Source organism: Youngimonas ophiurae (nom. illeg.) (assembly GCF_049803795.1).
Classification (GTDB): domain Bacteria; phylum Pseudomonadota; class Alphaproteobacteria; order Rhodobacterales; family Rhodobacteraceae; genus Thalassobius.
In genome coordinates this window covers 277296-291092 of sequence record NZ_JBNAGJ010000005.1, presented here as the reverse complement: position 1 = coordinate 291092, position 13797 = coordinate 277296, and the positions used below count along the sequence as shown (strand labels likewise).

The 13797-nt window shown below is 59.0% G+C and carries 14 protein-coding genes and 3 tRNA genes; 8 read left to right on the top strand and 9 right to left on the bottom strand.

From position 1 onward, the window contains the following. Positions 1-208: 208 nt before the first annotated feature. From ACP15O_RS13220 to ACP15O_RS13200, 5 genes are all read right to left on the bottom strand, one after another. Entirely contained in the window at positions 209-949 is a 741-nt protein-coding gene (locus tag ACP15O_RS13220; protein ID WP_425096570.1) for a DUF3800 domain-containing protein, read from the bottom strand. A gap of 211 nt (positions 950-1160) precedes the next feature. Continuing rightward, positions 1161-1556, bottom strand: a complete 396-nt coding sequence (locus ACP15O_RS13215; RefSeq protein ID WP_425096568.1) for a type II toxin-antitoxin system HicB family antitoxin — start codon at positions 1554-1556, stop codon at positions 1161-1163. 51 nt (positions 1557-1607) lie between these two features. Next, entirely contained in the window at positions 1608-1793 is a 186-nt protein-coding gene (locus ACP15O_RS13210; protein WP_425096631.1) for a type II toxin-antitoxin system HicA family toxin, read from the bottom strand. 131 nt (positions 1794-1924) lie between these two features. Further along, positions 1925-2125: a helix-turn-helix transcriptional regulator gene (locus ACP15O_RS13205; RefSeq protein ID WP_425096567.1), complete on the bottom strand. Its 201-nt coding sequence runs from the start codon at positions 2123-2125 to the stop codon at positions 1925-1927. Positions 2126-2453: 328 nt separating this feature from the next. Continuing rightward, positions 2454-2783 (bottom strand): thermonuclease family protein, encoded by a 330-nt coding sequence (locus tag ACP15O_RS13200; protein WP_425096566.1) that lies wholly within the window; start codon positions 2781-2783, stop codon positions 2454-2456. A 414-nt stretch (positions 2784-3197) separates the two neighbouring features. On the opposite strand from ACP15O_RS13200, the gene ACP15O_RS13195 reads away from it, so the two are divergent. After that, positions 3198-4943, top strand: a complete 1746-nt coding sequence (locus ACP15O_RS13195) for a sugar phosphorylase (protein ID WP_425096565.1) — start codon at positions 3198-3200, stop codon at positions 4941-4943. A gap of 25 nt (positions 4944-4968) precedes the next feature. Here the strand turns inward: ACP15O_RS13195 and ACP15O_RS13190 are convergent, their stop codons facing one another. Then, on the bottom strand, positions 4969-6189 hold the full coding sequence (locus ACP15O_RS13190; RefSeq protein ID WP_425096564.1) for a glycosyltransferase family protein: 1221 nt from the start codon (positions 6187-6189) through the stop codon (positions 4969-4971). Positions 6190-6194: 5 nt separating this feature from the next. Next, on the bottom strand, positions 6195-6992 hold the full coding sequence (locus ACP15O_RS13185; protein ID WP_425096563.1) for an HAD-IIB family hydrolase: 798 nt from the start codon (positions 6990-6992) through the stop codon (positions 6195-6197). 46 nt (positions 6993-7038) lie between these two features. On the opposite strand from ACP15O_RS13185, the gene ACP15O_RS13180 reads away from it, so the two are divergent. The 4 genes from ACP15O_RS13180 to ACP15O_RS13165 all read left to right on the top strand — a co-directional run bounded on the left by ACP15O_RS13180 (position 7039) and on the right by ACP15O_RS13165 (position 7924). Next, positions 7039-7114: transfer RNA gene (locus ACP15O_RS13180), tRNA-Val, on the top strand. 377 nt (positions 7115-7491) lie between these two features. Beyond that, positions 7492-7568: transfer RNA gene (locus ACP15O_RS13175), tRNA-Asp, on the top strand. A 35-nt stretch (positions 7569-7603) separates the two neighbouring features. Then, a tRNA-Asp gene (locus tag ACP15O_RS13170) sits at positions 7604-7680 on the top strand. 22 nt (positions 7681-7702) lie between these two features. Beyond that, positions 7703-7924, top strand: a complete 222-nt coding sequence (locus ACP15O_RS13165) for an RND transporter (RefSeq protein WP_425096562.1) — start codon at positions 7703-7705, stop codon at positions 7922-7924. Here ACP15O_RS13165 and ACP15O_RS13160 read toward each other — a convergent pair. Next, positions 7918-8661: a hypothetical protein gene (locus ACP15O_RS13160; protein ID WP_425096561.1), complete on the bottom strand. Its 744-nt coding sequence runs from the start codon at positions 8659-8661 to the stop codon at positions 7918-7920. The genes ACP15O_RS13165 and ACP15O_RS13160 overlap by 7 nt on opposite strands. Positions 8662-8757: 96 nt before the next feature. Here ACP15O_RS13160 and ACP15O_RS13155 point away from each other — a divergent pair, with 96 nt between their 5' ends. Beyond that, positions 8758-9630, top strand: a complete 873-nt coding sequence (locus ACP15O_RS13155; protein WP_425096560.1) for a glycosyltransferase family 2 protein — start codon at positions 8758-8760, stop codon at positions 9628-9630. 72 nt (positions 9631-9702) lie between these two features. Here the strand turns inward: ACP15O_RS13155 and ACP15O_RS13150 are convergent, their stop codons facing one another. Further along, on the bottom strand, positions 9703-11076 hold the full coding sequence (locus ACP15O_RS13150) for a M20/M25/M40 family metallo-hydrolase (protein WP_425096559.1): 1374 nt from the start codon (positions 11074-11076) through the stop codon (positions 9703-9705). A gap of 141 nt (positions 11077-11217) precedes the next feature. Between ACP15O_RS13150 and hemA the strand changes: the two genes are divergently transcribed. Both hemA and ACP15O_RS13140 read left to right on the top strand, forming a co-directional pair. Further along, the gene (gene hemA / locus ACP15O_RS13145) at positions 11218-12441 is read left to right on the top strand and encodes a 5-aminolevulinate synthase (protein WP_425096558.1); all 1224 of its coding nucleotides are present in this window, start codon (positions 11218-11220) and stop codon (positions 12439-12441) included. A 108-nt stretch (positions 12442-12549) separates the two neighbouring features. Continuing rightward, complete coding sequence (locus tag ACP15O_RS13140; RefSeq protein ID WP_425096557.1) at positions 12550-13728, top strand: helix-turn-helix domain-containing protein; 1179 nt, start codon at positions 12550-12552, stop codon at positions 13726-13728. The last annotated feature ends 69 nt before the right edge of the window (positions 13729-13797 follow it).

Sequence of the window (13797 nt, the reverse complement as noted above, 5' to 3'; positions counted from 1 at the left end):
TCCATCAAAGGTTTTGGCTTGACGTTTGCACTCCCACTCTTCCGGGTGCGATTCGGCGGCGCAAAAAGCTACACATTCAAGTGACTTGTGTCAATGTCCACAGTTGTGTATAAGAATCACAGGGGTCATCAAGGGCTGAAAATCCTGATGATGTTAGGAGAACGCAATAGCGTATGTGCGTAAGCCTGTAGGTTCTTGGGGCCCCAAATTATCTCGGTTTAGGCACCTTATTCCAGACTGTGAAGCGGTTTACTTTTTTCGGTGAATCAGCTTCGAAACTCTCCAAGCCGCTCTTCTTCAGAACATACTCAGCTACTTCCCGTTTTGCGCTGCGGGTATGTGAAAGCAAGTGTCTGCCATTTCGGATCGCACACACTGCGCCAAGGACGACGTCATTCATTTGAAGCAGGCAGTCTGTCTTGGAATCTCTCGCGACTAGCTGCCTCACTGGTGCGCGAGCCATATCAAAGTCGCGCTTGGCTGATGCATTGAGCATTTTCAATAAATCGTGCAGCGAAGTGCTGCTATTTCGTTTGTCTAGGCAGACGAAAAGAGAGCCATAGTGGCCGCACCGCTTTACGAACTTGTGAAGGATGAGGTCGTAGTAGAGTTTCGAAAGGCCAATATCCGGATCGCCGTTGTTGTATCGCTTGTGGTTGGCCTTGTGGCTGTCAAAGATAACAGAATGAAACTGTACCTTGTTGGTGTTGTTCAGGGCGAAAAACAGGTCAACAAGTGACAGATATTGCTCAATCTTTTGATTTGAAATGCGGCTCCATTTTAGTTCTGCATTCATGCCGTGTTCATCACGGTATCGTGCTATGGAGTCATACACATCAGCCGCGGTGCTCTTGCGCATGCAAATACCACCAACAACGGTAAACCGGTCTTGGCTAATGCCAGATTCATCTGCGTAGAACGCAAAGTCTTGTGGTGGAATGTTCGACATAACGCAGCCCACATACATGAAAACCAGATCATGGGTGAACCGAAAAGACTGTCTCGACAAGTGAAAAAAAAATTCTTTTGGGGTTGGGGCGCGCGATTCGGTGTTTGAGGTGAGAATGAGGAAGTCTGCGACCTCAATAGTTCTGTTTCATCATCTGAGACATTCGGTGAAAAAGGGAGCGGTTGCCCGCTCCCTTACCTAATTTGCGCGCCTAAGCCGCTTCTATTTCGCGGCGGGCGGCCTGCGCAATGAAAGCGGACCTGTTCAGCCCGAGCCTCGACGCAGCATCGTCAATGGCCGCCAAAAGACCGCTGTCCATGCTCAGATTTACGCGCACCGACTTGGATGTGAGGGGGATCACCGGAACCTGGATGAGGTATGCTCCCTCGGCCAGATCTTCTTTGACCTCACGTTTCACCTCATTCAGAGACATCGCGGTAGGCGCTTCATGCCCGTCCGAGAAGTAATCGTCCAATGCCGCAATGGCGTTTTTCATGATGTCGCGTTCATCGTCCGCAGCAGCGAAACAGTCCGGCAAATCCGGGAAGCTGACGCCAAAAGCGGAACCTTCGTCATGATGCACGATGGCCCAATAGAACATTTTCATCGCTCTCCTTTTTTAGTTTAGCCGTCCTCTGGCTGGGTGGCCGGGGCCGGATCATTCGATCCAGCCCGCAGCCTTTGCTATGTTGCGAGCTGTGCCTTTCGGCAAATCCCGCTTGGGGTGAGGAACGATGACCGTTCGGTTTCCTTTTCTAAGCTTCACGTGTGATCCTTTTTGAGAGACCTTTTCGAAGCCTTCGGAAAGCAACCTAGCGATAATCTTTCGGCTGTTTGTTTCCATGCGTAAATATATACACAAATCTACCTTTGGGGTCAAGCTATTTTGCGTATTTATTTGCGCAAAATGAAAAAGTATCGCTGTCGATCAGTTGGGCGCTCCAAGAAAAAGCCCCGCGCCTAAGCGGGGTGATGTTACCTGCGAGCCCGGTTGGTTACGGCCTTGATGTTCCCGCCTAGATGGTCAATCTCGCGGAAACATTCCATCACCAGTGCCAACTTGGCCGGGATCGTGCGTCGCTCGTTTTCATAGTCCGAGATGAGTTGCTTGCGGCCACCCACCAAGTCGGCCAGCTGGGCCTGTGTCAGGTTCAGCTGGCCTCGGATCTGTTTCATCTGGTCGCCGGTCATAGCGCGCCGATGTAGATGCTGAACGCAATCAGCAGCAGGATCACGATGGACAGGGCAATAGACATCTTTGTCATGGTTCTTCCTTTCGTTGACTGGAGTTGTGTTCTGGGGTAAGGGTGGGGCAGGCCCGCTAGCCTACCCCGTTCTCCTACCAGTGATGGATAATATTGATTGTGAGGATCAGTATCGTCACTAGTTGGAGAACAATTCCCCAGTTTGTTTTCATTCGTCTCACCTCCTTTCTTTCTATGCCCAATTAGTACCACAATAGGGGTACTATGAGCAAGGGAAAAGAGGGATTTTGGCAATAAAATCAGTGCCTAGCGCCGTCTTTTTTGCACCCGGCATAGGCCCCGCCGCTATATTTCGGCCAATCAACAGCGTGACCAGTCCTGACCATCTCACACGCCAGATCGGCCCCGCCGGGCAGGCGGCATTTCGCGATCATGCGCCCGTATTTTCCAACGTCCACCACATCACAAACGAGGGGCTGACCATCGGTCAGATCGGCCAGGGCCTGCTTGGCCTCTGGGCCGCCGTCGTCCTTCAGCTCGGGGGCGTCGATGCCCCATAGCCGGATTCGCAGATCCCCGCTGCGCAGGGTGTCGCCGTCCGTGACGGCTATGGTGGTCACTATAAGCATCGCACTAATCATGCGGGCAGTTTGGTGGGGAAGTGTTTAGGAATGGTGAGGGTGTCCTTACAAAACATCTACGAAGTGCATGGCAGTTCACTGAACCTGCGTGAACCTGCCTTTGCCTGCATTGGCTGCGAAAAACTCCGTTTAAAAACAGCTCTGTTGACCAAAAAACAATAGCTTGAGCGACCGCCGCTTCGTTCACATCGAAGATGTCAGGAGTTCAAATCTCTTATCACCCACCATTATTCCCGGAAAACGCGCCCAATAATGCGGCGCGTTTTCTTATTTCGGCGGCGTTTGCATAGTTTCTAAGCGACTGTGCCGGAAATTCGGGCTGTTTTCAGCTATCTTCGGGCCAGGGCTTGCCCGTTTGCGGGTGGGCGGGCACTACTTAGGAAAACGGCCCAAGACATTGAAATGACCTCGCAAAACCATTCATTCAGCCTGAAACTTGCCGCTCTGCTTGAACAGCTTTATCCCGAACTGGACAGCGCGATCCTGTCCAGCCAGGTGATTGATGCCTTCTGGCCCGGAGAGGCGCATCATCGCAAACGCGGGCGGGTGCCTGGCAATAATCAATGGTCCGAGCGGGATTCGCTGCTGATCACCTATGGTAACTCGATCGTGGATGGGCAGCATAAACCGCTGGACCTGCTGCACGATTTTCTGGAGCGCCACCTGAAAGGCGTGATCGATGGGGTGCATATCCTGCCGTTTTTTCCCTATACCTCGGATGATGGGTTTGCGGTGACGGATTATCGCGCGGTCAATCCGGTGCTGGGCGATTGGGCTGATATCAGCCGTATTGGGTCTGAGTTCAAACTGATGTCGGATCTGGTGCTGAATCATGTCTCCAGCCAGTCCATGTGGTTTAACTCTTACCTGCAAGGGCATGAACCCTATGATAAATTCTTCTTCGAGGCAGCCCCCACAGATGATCTGAGCAGCGTCGTTCGCCCGCGCACGCACCCCCTGCTGCGCGAGGTCGAAACGGTGAACGGCCCTCGTCATGTGTGGTGTACGTTCAGCCATGATCAGGTGGATCTGGACTTTCGCAACCCCGAGGTTCTGCTGGAGTTCCTGCGCGTGATGCGGCTGCATATCGATATGGGCGTGCGGATCGTCCGGCTGGATGCGGTGGCCTTCCTGTGGAAGGAAATCGGCACCACCAGCATTCACATGCCGCAGACCCACGCGATTGTGCGCCTGATGCGCCTGCTGGCCGATTACGCCATCGAGCCGGTGATTCTGCTGACCGAAACCAACGTGCCCAAGGCGGAAAACCTGTCCTATTTCGGCAACCGGAACGAGGCGCACGCGGTGTATAACTTCTCGTTGCCGCCTTTGGTGCTGCACGCGATGATGGCGGGAACGGCCGAGTATCTGAACCGCTGGCAGGGCTCGATGCCGCCGGCGCAGATGGGTTGCGCTTATCTGAATTTCACCGCCAGCCATGACGGAATCGGGATGCGCCCGGCTGAGGGCCTGCTTAGCAAGGACGAGGTGGATCAGGTCATCGGTAAGGTCCGCGATTTCGGCGGCGAAGTCAGTATGCGCGCATTACCCGGCGGCGGAGAGGCCCCCTATGAGCTGAACATCACCTGGTATGAGGCGATGAAAGGCACGTTTGATGGCGTCGATCAGTGGCAATTTGATCGGTTCATGGCGTCTCAGACCCTGATCATGGCGCTAGAGGGCATTCCCGCGATCTATATCCATGCGCTGCTGGGGACGCCCAATGATCACGAAGGCGTTGAAAAGTCAGGACATAATCGGGCGATCAATCGGCATCGCTGGGATTATGGCGCGCTGAACGAGCGTCTGGCGAATCCTGAAACGGTGCAGTCTCGGGTGATGACGGAATTGCTGCGGCGGATGACGGTGCGGCGCAAACAGCCCGCGTTCCACCCCAATGCGACGCAGTTCACGCTGCATGTGGATCCGCGGATTTTCGGGCTTTGGCGGCAGAGCCTGGAGCGCGACCAGTCCATTTTCGCCCTGCATAATGTCAGCGCCGATTCCCTGACGATCTCTCCGCAGAGCATCAACCTGATCGACGGCGATAACTGGGTGGATCTGCTGAGCGGGCAGAAGGTGGACCCCGGCGGGGCCGAAATTACCTTCGCCCCCTACCAATGTCGCTGGATCACCAATCTGGCCTGATTCTGGCCTGATAAATCCGGCCCGATCAGCCGATCTCGGCGTAATCCAGTTCGGCGGCCTCTTTACGGTCCCGCATCAGATCGGGGTCGGCGGCATGGACGCGCGCCCAGGTGGGAATAAAGGGCGTCTCGGCCGGGTTTTCCAGATAGATCCGCCCGGCCTCGGTGATGTTTTCGGCAAACATTTCAACGCTGCGCTCTTCCTGGTGGCGATCGACGGACAGCCCGTTCATGCGCGCATCGTGATAGTAATCCTCCAGCAGGTCCAGCGCGGCGCGATAGTAGGTGGCCTTGAGCGTGCGGAAGGTTTCCTCGGTGAAAACCGTGCCATCGGTCGCCAGTTTGCGGAAGATGGATTTGCAGATGTCGATGGACATGCGGCTTAGGCCCTGGGTTTTGTCCTGCGGCGACAGTTCCTGATGTTTGTGGTCATAGGCGTCCGAGATTTCCACCTGACAGACGGATTTTCGCGCCAGATTGCGCCAGGCCTCGGAGAGCAGGCCAATCTCCAGCCCCCAATCGGACGGCATCCGCAGATCCGGCAGGATCGAGGTCCGCATGGCAAATTCCCCCGACAGCGGGTAGCGGAACGAGCGCAGGAAATCCAGATAATCGCGATCCCCGATGGTGCGTTTCAGCGCGATCAGCGCGGGCGAGACCAGCATCCGGCTGACGCGCCCGTTGATCTTGCCATCGCCAATGCGCGGATAGAACCCCTTGGACACCTGATAGGGGAAATTCGGATTGGCCACCGGATAGACCAGCCGGGACAGCATGTCCTTTTCATAGGTCACAATATCGCAATCGTGGATGGCCACCACGGCGCTGTCCTGACAGGCCATCAGATAGCCCAGGCAGGACCAGACGTTTTTGCCCTTGCCCGGCTCGCAGGGGCCCAGGCCCAGATCGGCCAGACGTGCGTCAATGGCCTGCATCCGGGGGCTATCGTTCCAGATCACGATATGCTGCTGCGGCAGGCGCGCGAAAAATTCCTTGGCATAGCGGAACTGCTCTGCATCGGCGCGGTCCAGCCCGATGATAATGCGGTGCAGATAGGGCACCTGAGCCAGCTCATCCAGGATATTGGGCAGCGCGTCGCCTTCGAGTTCGGAAAACAGCGATGGCAGGATCAGCGAGATTTTCCGCGTCTCCGAGTAGGTCTGCAAATCGCGGCTCAGGTCATTGGCGCTGTTGGTGCGCAAATTGTGCAAGGTCGTGATATTGCCGTTCTGGTGAAAGTCAGCCACGCGTGTCAGGCTCCTGTGTTGGGGGACGTCAGGGAGCGGATGATCGGAGGGACCATCTCGTTCCAGCCCTGCGGCCCTGGTCGTGTACTATAGAGAAGGCGGGCCCGCTGGTCATCTGTCAGACCGGGCAGGGGGCGTGCCTTGGGATTGCGGATCAAAATCGGATAGTCCGCGGCCATCAGCATTTCCAGATCGTTGGGCGCATCGCCCAGGGCGATGACGGGCGGCGCGCCGTATTGCGCGCGGATCTGGGCCATCTGGTCGGCCTTGGTTTTGCCAAAGGACAGCGTCAGATAGCGCCCGCCCTGACGGGCCGAGATGCCCTGACCGGCCAGATAGGCCAGAAATTCGGACAGCGCGGCGTCATCCCCATGCCAGGTGCCCGGCTCGGAGAAAGCGCGCTCCTTGGCCAGGGCGGCATCTGCGGGGGGCAGGCCGGTTTCCGTGGCGGTTTCGGGGATGCTCATGTCGCCGAATCCGGTGAAATGCCGACGCAGGGGGGCGGGCATCGCGGCCAGTGCGGCGCGGATTTTCGGGTAATCCTGGCTTAAGATCGTCTGTGGGTGCGCCTGCGCAGGCAGCACGCCAGCGCCGTTTTCAACAATCGCGGGATAGGCGGACAGGCCCATTTTATCGCGCAGGCTGGCGATCTCGGCTGCGGTTTTCGAGCTGGCCAGGATCACCGGAACCGCATGGGCTTTCAGCAGCTCCAGCGCCGGAATCGCAGCTGTGAACGCATAGCTGTGATGATCCAGCAATGTGCCGTCCAGATCGGTGAAAACAATTGCAGCAGTTTTTCCCATCACAGCCCTTGCACCTGCCGTTCGCATTGGGTAACACCGGCGCCACGGGTGATTAGCTCAGTTGGTAGAGCGCTTCGTTTACACCGAAGATGTCGGGAGTTCGAGTCTCTCATCACCCACCATTTTCCTTGCAGAACAATCAGTTAACGGGCGCTTGGCCCGGTGTTCACGCTAACATCCTAGCGTCCGGAATGCTGTTCTTACAGGCATGTGCCCGCATTTTTAGCGTTTCTTCTGGGGGAATTTTGTCTCTGCCTGATTTTTGTGCGATGCGGCCGGGCCGATCGGCCCGCCCAAAGGGATCGCCCGCCAATCGCGTCTTGGGCCGGTTTCGACACGGGCCGGTCGAGGGGGCGATCAGGGGGGCAAATAACGGGACGATCAGGGGGGCAAAAAAGAGGGTGAAATATTTGTGCTTTTTCCGGCTCCAGGCGCTTGACGCCCGACAGGCTTGCGCATAAACAGCCTCTCACGCTTGGGACGCCCGAGCGGATAGCGAGCGGTTGTAGCTCAGTTGGTTAGAGTACCGGCCTGTCACGCCGGGGGTCGCGGGTTCGAGCCCCGTCAACCGCGCCATCGCTATCCGATCCAGTGGACCAGACGTGCAAAGCGCGGTTGTAGCTCAGTTGGTTAGAGTACCGGCCTGTCACGCCGGGGGTCGCGGGTTCGAGCCCCGTCAACCGCGCCATTTTCTTCCGAAGGGTAGGCGCATGAAATGGATCGATCAGATATCCTGGACGACCGTCCTGCTGATCTGTGCGACGCTGGGCCTGGCGCCCTTCGTGCCCGAACCGCATATCTGGGAAAAGCTGAAAATGCTGGCCGCGGGCACGCTGGTGGCCCCGCTGGACTGGTTCGATCTGCTGTTTCACGGGCTGCCCTGGGGCGTGGCCTTGCTAAAGGCGGTGCGCAGCCTGCAAACCCGTCAGTAGCGATACCCCAGCTGGGATTCGAGCCCCATATCCAACGCCGCGCGCATGAATGCCAGATCGGTCTCGGCCCAGTCCCGAGGCGGGGCAGGGCGTTCGACCGCCGGATTAAACCGTGATCCCAGACGTTTGACGACAGGGCGCAGCGGGGCCTCTGACACGGGCAGCCCCAGCCCGGCGCGAAACTGCGCCAAAAACGCCTGGGGATTCGCGATCAGCTCTTCGTGGCGGCACAGAACAAAGGCGCAATCGCGCCCCAGAAGGCTAAGATGCGTCCGCAATTTCCCGCTGCGCAAGGCGAAAAGATTCGGATAGGGGCGGCCCGTCACCGGATCGCGATCCTGCTGCAAGGGCTGGCCCAGCATGGCCGGGCCGGCATTGGCAAAATACTTGGGATGATCAATCACGGTTTCCCAGGGCGCGCGCAAAAACGCATGAAAGGGCAGGCTTTGCAGGGCGGTCCCCGTGTGCCATGGCTTAGCAAACATCGAGCGCGCCCAATCGCGCGCATTGCGCACCGACAGGATCACCACCAGATCGCGCGGCACCGCCATTGCCTGGAATCCACCGTGCTTCCAGCCCAGCAATTCCGTCGGCTCCAGTGGCGTGTTCCGGCCCAGCAGACGTTTGACGTAATTGGTGCCGCTGCTGCGCTCTCCGATCACCTGAAACCGGGCCGGAGGCCGCGCACCCGGACGGATCAACAGGCCGGTTTCGGCGAAATCAGGGGGCAATGACACAGGCGCGCTCCGACCGGACTAAGAAATCGATTCTCTTATACACATAAAATGGTTAGTCTTGCCAAAAGGCAGTTGAGCAGAGGCAAAGCGCGTAAAATGCAATCTACCGTTGCGGTCGTCACCATGGTGCGGGACGATCTGTTTTTCCTGGATTTCTGGCTGCGGCACTACGGGGCGCTGTTCGGACGCGAGAACCTCTATATCATCAATCACGGCCGCGGTGAGGACGTCGCCAGACTGGCGGCCGGCTGCAATATCATCGGCATCCCCGGCGATCCGCATAAGAATTTCGACATGAAACGCTGGCGCCTGCTGAACAACCTGGTGATGGGGCTGCGCAGCTATTACACCCATGTGATCGTCGGCGACGTGGACGAGCTGGTGGTGATTGATCCCGCTGATGGCCGCACCTTGCTTGAATTCCTGCAACAGGTCCGCAAAAATCGGGTCTACACCCCGCTGGGGCTCGAAGTGATCCACCGCACCGACATCGAGCCGGACCCGATCCAAGACCACATCCTAGGCCCGCGCCGCCACGTCCGCCTGGCCCCGCATTATTCGAAACCCTGTATCCTCTCAACCGGCACGAAAATCGCGCGCGGAGGCCACTTTACCCAATTCGAACAGCTCTTTACACCAGATTGCCTCTACCTGCTGCACCTCAAATTCTGCGATTTTGGCGAATATACATCCGCCATGGACCGGCGCAACACGATCACCCAAACCCTGGGCGATCCCAAGGACGTCTCCATCGGTCGCCACTGGTTCGCCCAGGCCCGCGGCCAGGATCAGGCTCTCTTCGATGATCTCGCAGCCCTCCCGCTTCAAGACGGCTTTGACATGCGCCCCTACCGCAAAAAAATGCACCGCAGCTTCAAACCGCGCGGCGAGACCGGCTTCTTCCAATTCGACCGGCCCGACTATGACCTGCAATTCCGCCTGCCCGACAGATTCACCGGCGTCATTTAAAAACCGGGCCCGCCCCGCTTCTTTGCTCTTAAAATACTCAACTGCGCTGCGCTTTCCCGCGCGGCACGCAGCTTATCGGGTCAAAGCCTCCAAAACCCGCGCCCAGCTGCGAATCCCGTGGTGGAAACTGGACAGATCGTATTTTTCATTGGGGCTGTGAATCTGGTCATCGTCCTTACCGAATCCGATCAGCATGGCATCTGTGCCCAGAATGTCCTTGAAATAGCCCGCAATCGGGATCGAGCCCCCACAGCCCACATAGGCCGCCGCATTGGGCCATTCATCCGACAGCGCCGCGCGCGCCTTGTCGAACATCGGATTGTCGATCGACATCTGCGAGGCCGGCGCCCCCTTGTTGGTCCGATACTCGATCGAGAACCCCTCGGGCAGGCGGCTTTCCACATATTCGCGGAACGCAGATCGGATCTTGTCGGGGTCTTGCTGCCCCACCAGGCGGAAAGACACCTTGGCGCTGGCCTGGCTGGGCAACACCGTTTTGAACCCTGCGCCGGTATAGCCGCCCCAGATCCCGTTCACATCACAGGTCGGACGCGACCAGATCATCTCCAGCGGAGTGCGGTCGATTTCGCCAGCCGGGGCTTTCAGCCCGACCTCGCCCAGAAAGGCATCGTGATCGAAATTCAGCGATTGCCACTGCGCGCGCACCGCGTCGGGCAGCTCGGGCACGTCGTCATAGAAACCGGGCAGGGTGATCGCGCCGGTCTCGTCATGCAGATCGGCCAGGATACGGGTCAGCACGCGGATGGGGTTCATCGCGATCCCGCCATACATCCCCGAATGCAGATCACGATCCGGCCCGGTGATGGTGAAATCCTCGCCCAGCAGCCCGCGCAGCATGGTGACGATGGCAGGGGTGCTTTCGCCGAACAGGCCGGTGTCACAGATCAGCGCGATGTCCGATTTCAGCTCGTCCGCGTTGTCCTGCATGAACGGCACCAGCGAGGGCGAGCCCGACTCCTCTTCGCCCTCAAAGAAGAAGGTGATGCGGCAGGGCAGGGAGCCATGCACCTCTTTCCAGGCGCGGCAGGCCTCGACAAAGGTCATCAGCTGGCCCTTGTCATCCGAGGATCCGCGCCCGCGGATCACCTGTTTGCCGTTTTCCTCTTCGATGGCCGGATCAAAGGGATCCCGGTTCCACAGCTCCAGCGGGTCTACGGGCTGCACGTCATAATGGCCGTAAAACAGGATATGCGGGCCGTCGCCCTCGACATGGCCCACCACCATCGGATGGCCGGGCGTCTGGCGTTTTTCTGCTGCGACCCCAATGCTTTGCAGATCAGAGACCAGCCAGTCGGCGGCGTTCTGACAATCGTCCGCATAGGCCGGATCGGTCGAAACCGAGGGAATGCGCAGCAATTCCAGCAGGCGCTCCAGTGCTTGGGGCAGGTCTGCGTCGATGCGGGACAGGACGGGATCCAGGCTCATGTCAGGCTCCTTTGAGTCGGTGCAGCCGACCCTAGCACCGCGCGCGCCGCTGTCCAGCGCCGGTATTGAGGGAAATCAAGGAAAGCTGACCGCAGCCCCCTTAGACGTCCCCCAGCGAACAGACGGAAAAGGATTCGGCCCGTGGATTATTCAGCCCAGCTCACCCAGGCGCTTGACACGCTGCACCAGGAAGGCCGCTATCGGACCTTTATTGATATTGAGCGCCAGCAAGGCAATTTCCCGCACGCGATCTGGCGGCGCGAGGATGGCTCGGCCCGTGATGTGACGGTGTGGTGCGGCAATGACTATCTGGGCATGGGCCAGCATCCGGCGGTTCTGTCGGCCATGCACGCGGCGCTGGACGCCACTGGCGCGGGCTCGGGCGGGACGCGCAACATCAGCGGCACCACGGTCTATCACAAACAGCTGGAGGCCGAACTGGCCGATCTGCACGGCAAAGAGGCCGCGCTGCTGTTCACCAGCGCCTATATCGCCAATGACGCAACGCTAAGCACCCTGCCGAAACTGTTTCCGGGGCTGATCATCTATTCGGATGAATTGAACCATGCCTCGATGATCGAGGGCGTGCGGCGCAATGGCGGGGCCAAACGGATTTTCCGGCATAATGACGTGGCCCATCTGCGTGATCTTCTGGCCGCAGATGACCCCGCCGCGCCCAAGCTGATTGCCTTTGAATCGATCTACTCGATGGATGGGGATTTCGGCCCGATCGCGGCGATCTGCGATCTGGCCGATGAATTCGGCGCGCTGACCTATATTGATGAGGTCCACGCGGTGGGCATGTATGGCCCGCGCGGCGCGGGCGTGGCCGAGCGTGATCGGCTGATGCACCGGCTGGACATTATCAACGGCACCCTGGCCAAGGCCTATGGCGTGATGGGCGGCTATATCGCCACCAGCGCGAAAATGTGCGATGCGATCCGTTCTTATGCGCCGGGGTTCATCTTTACCACCTCCTTGCCGCCGGCCGTGGCCGCCGGGGCCGCGGCCAGCGTGCGCCACATGAAAACCGATCAGGCGCGCCGCCAGGCCCATCAGGAACAGGCGGCCAAGCTGAAATTGCGGCTCAAGGGGCTGGGGCTGCCGATCATTGATCACGGCAGCCATATCGTGCCCGTTATCGTGGGCGATCCGGTGCATACCAAACAGCTGTCCGATATGCTGCTGGAGCAGTTCGGCATCTATGTCCAGCCGATCAATTTCCCCACAGTGCCGCGCGGAACCGAGCGTTTGCGCTTTACCCCGTCGCCGGTGCATGGGGCCGAGGAAATGGATCATCTGGTGCGGGCTTTGGATGCGCTGTGGTCCCGATGTGAGCTAAATCGTGCCGAATTGTCCGCCTGACCCCCGCCGGGCTGCTTTTCTCCTTGAGTTGTGATAGGTTGCACGAAACAAAGGTCGCGTCTCGAATCGTGGGGGTTCGGTAAGCGACATGCTTAGGGGCAGGATGGGATGATCAGGCGCAGGACTCGGCGGATCGACGAAGAGCCACAGGATGAGCCAAAGGGCTTTGACGCATTTGAGATGCGTCTGGGCGACGTGATGCGCGGCGAGCGTGCCACGATGGGCAAATCCCTTTTGGACGTACAGCGCGAGCTGCGGATCAAAGCCTCTTATATTGCTGCCATCGAAAACGCGGATCCCAGCGCCTTTGATACGCCTGGATTCATCGCGGGCTATGTGCGGTCCTATGCGCGCTATCTGAACATGGATCCCGATCAGGCCTTTGCCGATTTCTGTACCGAAAGCGGGTTTTCCACCGCGCATGGCATGTCGGCCGAGGCGTCCTCGATTCGCAAACCTGAAACGCCTGCGCAAACCAGCGGGGCGGTGCGCGATCCGTTCATGAGCAATAACACCCCCTTCGCTCCCGAGGGTGAGGGCCTGCTGTCTCGGATCGAACCGGGGGCGATTGGCTCGGCCATGGTGCTGATGCTGCTGATCGGCTCGATCGGGTTTGGCGGCTATACCGTGCTGAACGAGGTACAGCGCGTGCGTTTGGCCCCGGTGGAAAATACCCCCGATGTGCTGGCCGATCTGGACCCGCTTCAGGACCGTCCGGGCGGCGCGCCGCAGATGGCGGACAACAGCGGCGGTCTGGTGACCCCGCAGGCCGAAGCGCTGGACCGGCTCTATCGTCCGCAGGCGCTGGATGTGCCGGTGATGGTGGCCCGCGATGCGCCGATTTCCACGCTGAATCCCGATACTGTCGGCAGTTTCCACAAACAAGACCCCGTGCAACTGGCCCAGGTCAGCCCGCGCGAGCCCGTTTCCGTCCCGCAAGTGGTGGAAACACCCGCGCCGGGGGTTGAAATGGTGGCTGTGCGCCCGGCCTGGGTGCGGGTGCGCTCGGCCGATGGAACGGTGATCTTCGAAGGCATCATGGAGGCCGGCGACCGCTGGACCGTCCCCCAGACCGAAGAGCCCGCCACCCTGCGCGTGGGCGAATCCAGCGCGATCTATTTCGCGGTGAACGGCCAGCACTACGGCCCCGCCGGCAATCGCGGCACTGTCACCAGCAAACTGGCGCTGAGCGTGGATAACCTGACCGCCAGCTACACCGTCGCGGATCTGGAGCAGCATCAGGAACTGGCGCGTACCGTCGCGCAGAACCTGACGCAGGTGGACTAGCCATTGATGCGGGGGCCTTCGGGCGCTATCTAGCCAACACAACGCCAACAGACCCGAGGACGGGACTCC

Excerpts from the sequence above, each read along its gene's own strand:
- ACP15O_RS13220 (WP_425096570.1), bottom strand. The coding sequence starts at position 949 with ATGTCGAACATTCCACCACAAGACTTTGCGTTCTACGCAGATGAATCT.
- ACP15O_RS13215 (WP_425096568.1), bottom strand. The coding sequence starts at position 1,556 with ATGAAAATGTTCTATTGGGCCATCGTGCATCATGACGAAGGTTCCGCT.
- ACP15O_RS13210 (WP_425096631.1), bottom strand. The coding sequence starts at position 1,793 with ATGGAAACAAACAGCCGAAAGATTATCGCTAGGTTGCTTTCCGAAGGC.
- ACP15O_RS13205 (WP_425096567.1), bottom strand. The coding sequence starts at position 2,125 with ATGAAACAGATCCGAGGCCAGCTGAACCTGACACAGGCCCAGCTGGCC.
- ACP15O_RS13200 (WP_425096566.1), bottom strand. The coding sequence starts at position 2,783 with ATGCTTATAGTGACCACCATAGCCGTCACGGACGGCGACACCCTGCGC.
- ACP15O_RS13195 (WP_425096565.1), top strand. The coding sequence starts at position 3,198 with ATGACCTCGCAAAACCATTCATTCAGCCTGAAACTTGCCGCTCTGCTT.
- ACP15O_RS13185 (WP_425096563.1), bottom strand. The coding sequence starts at position 6,992 with ATGGGAAAAACTGCTGCAATTGTTTTCACCGATCTGGACGGCACATTG.
- ACP15O_RS13165 (WP_425096562.1), top strand. The coding sequence starts at position 7,703 with ATGAAATGGATCGATCAGATATCCTGGACGACCGTCCTGCTGATCTGT.
- ACP15O_RS13155 (WP_425096560.1), top strand. The coding sequence starts at position 8,758 with ATGCAATCTACCGTTGCGGTCGTCACCATGGTGCGGGACGATCTGTTT.
- ACP15O_RS13150 (WP_425096559.1), bottom strand. The coding sequence starts at position 11,076 with ATGAGCCTGGATCCCGTCCTGTCCCGCATCGACGCAGACCTGCCCCAA.
- ACP15O_RS13140 (WP_425096557.1), top strand. The coding sequence starts at position 12,550 with ATGATCAGGCGCAGGACTCGGCGGATCGACGAAGAGCCACAGGATGAG.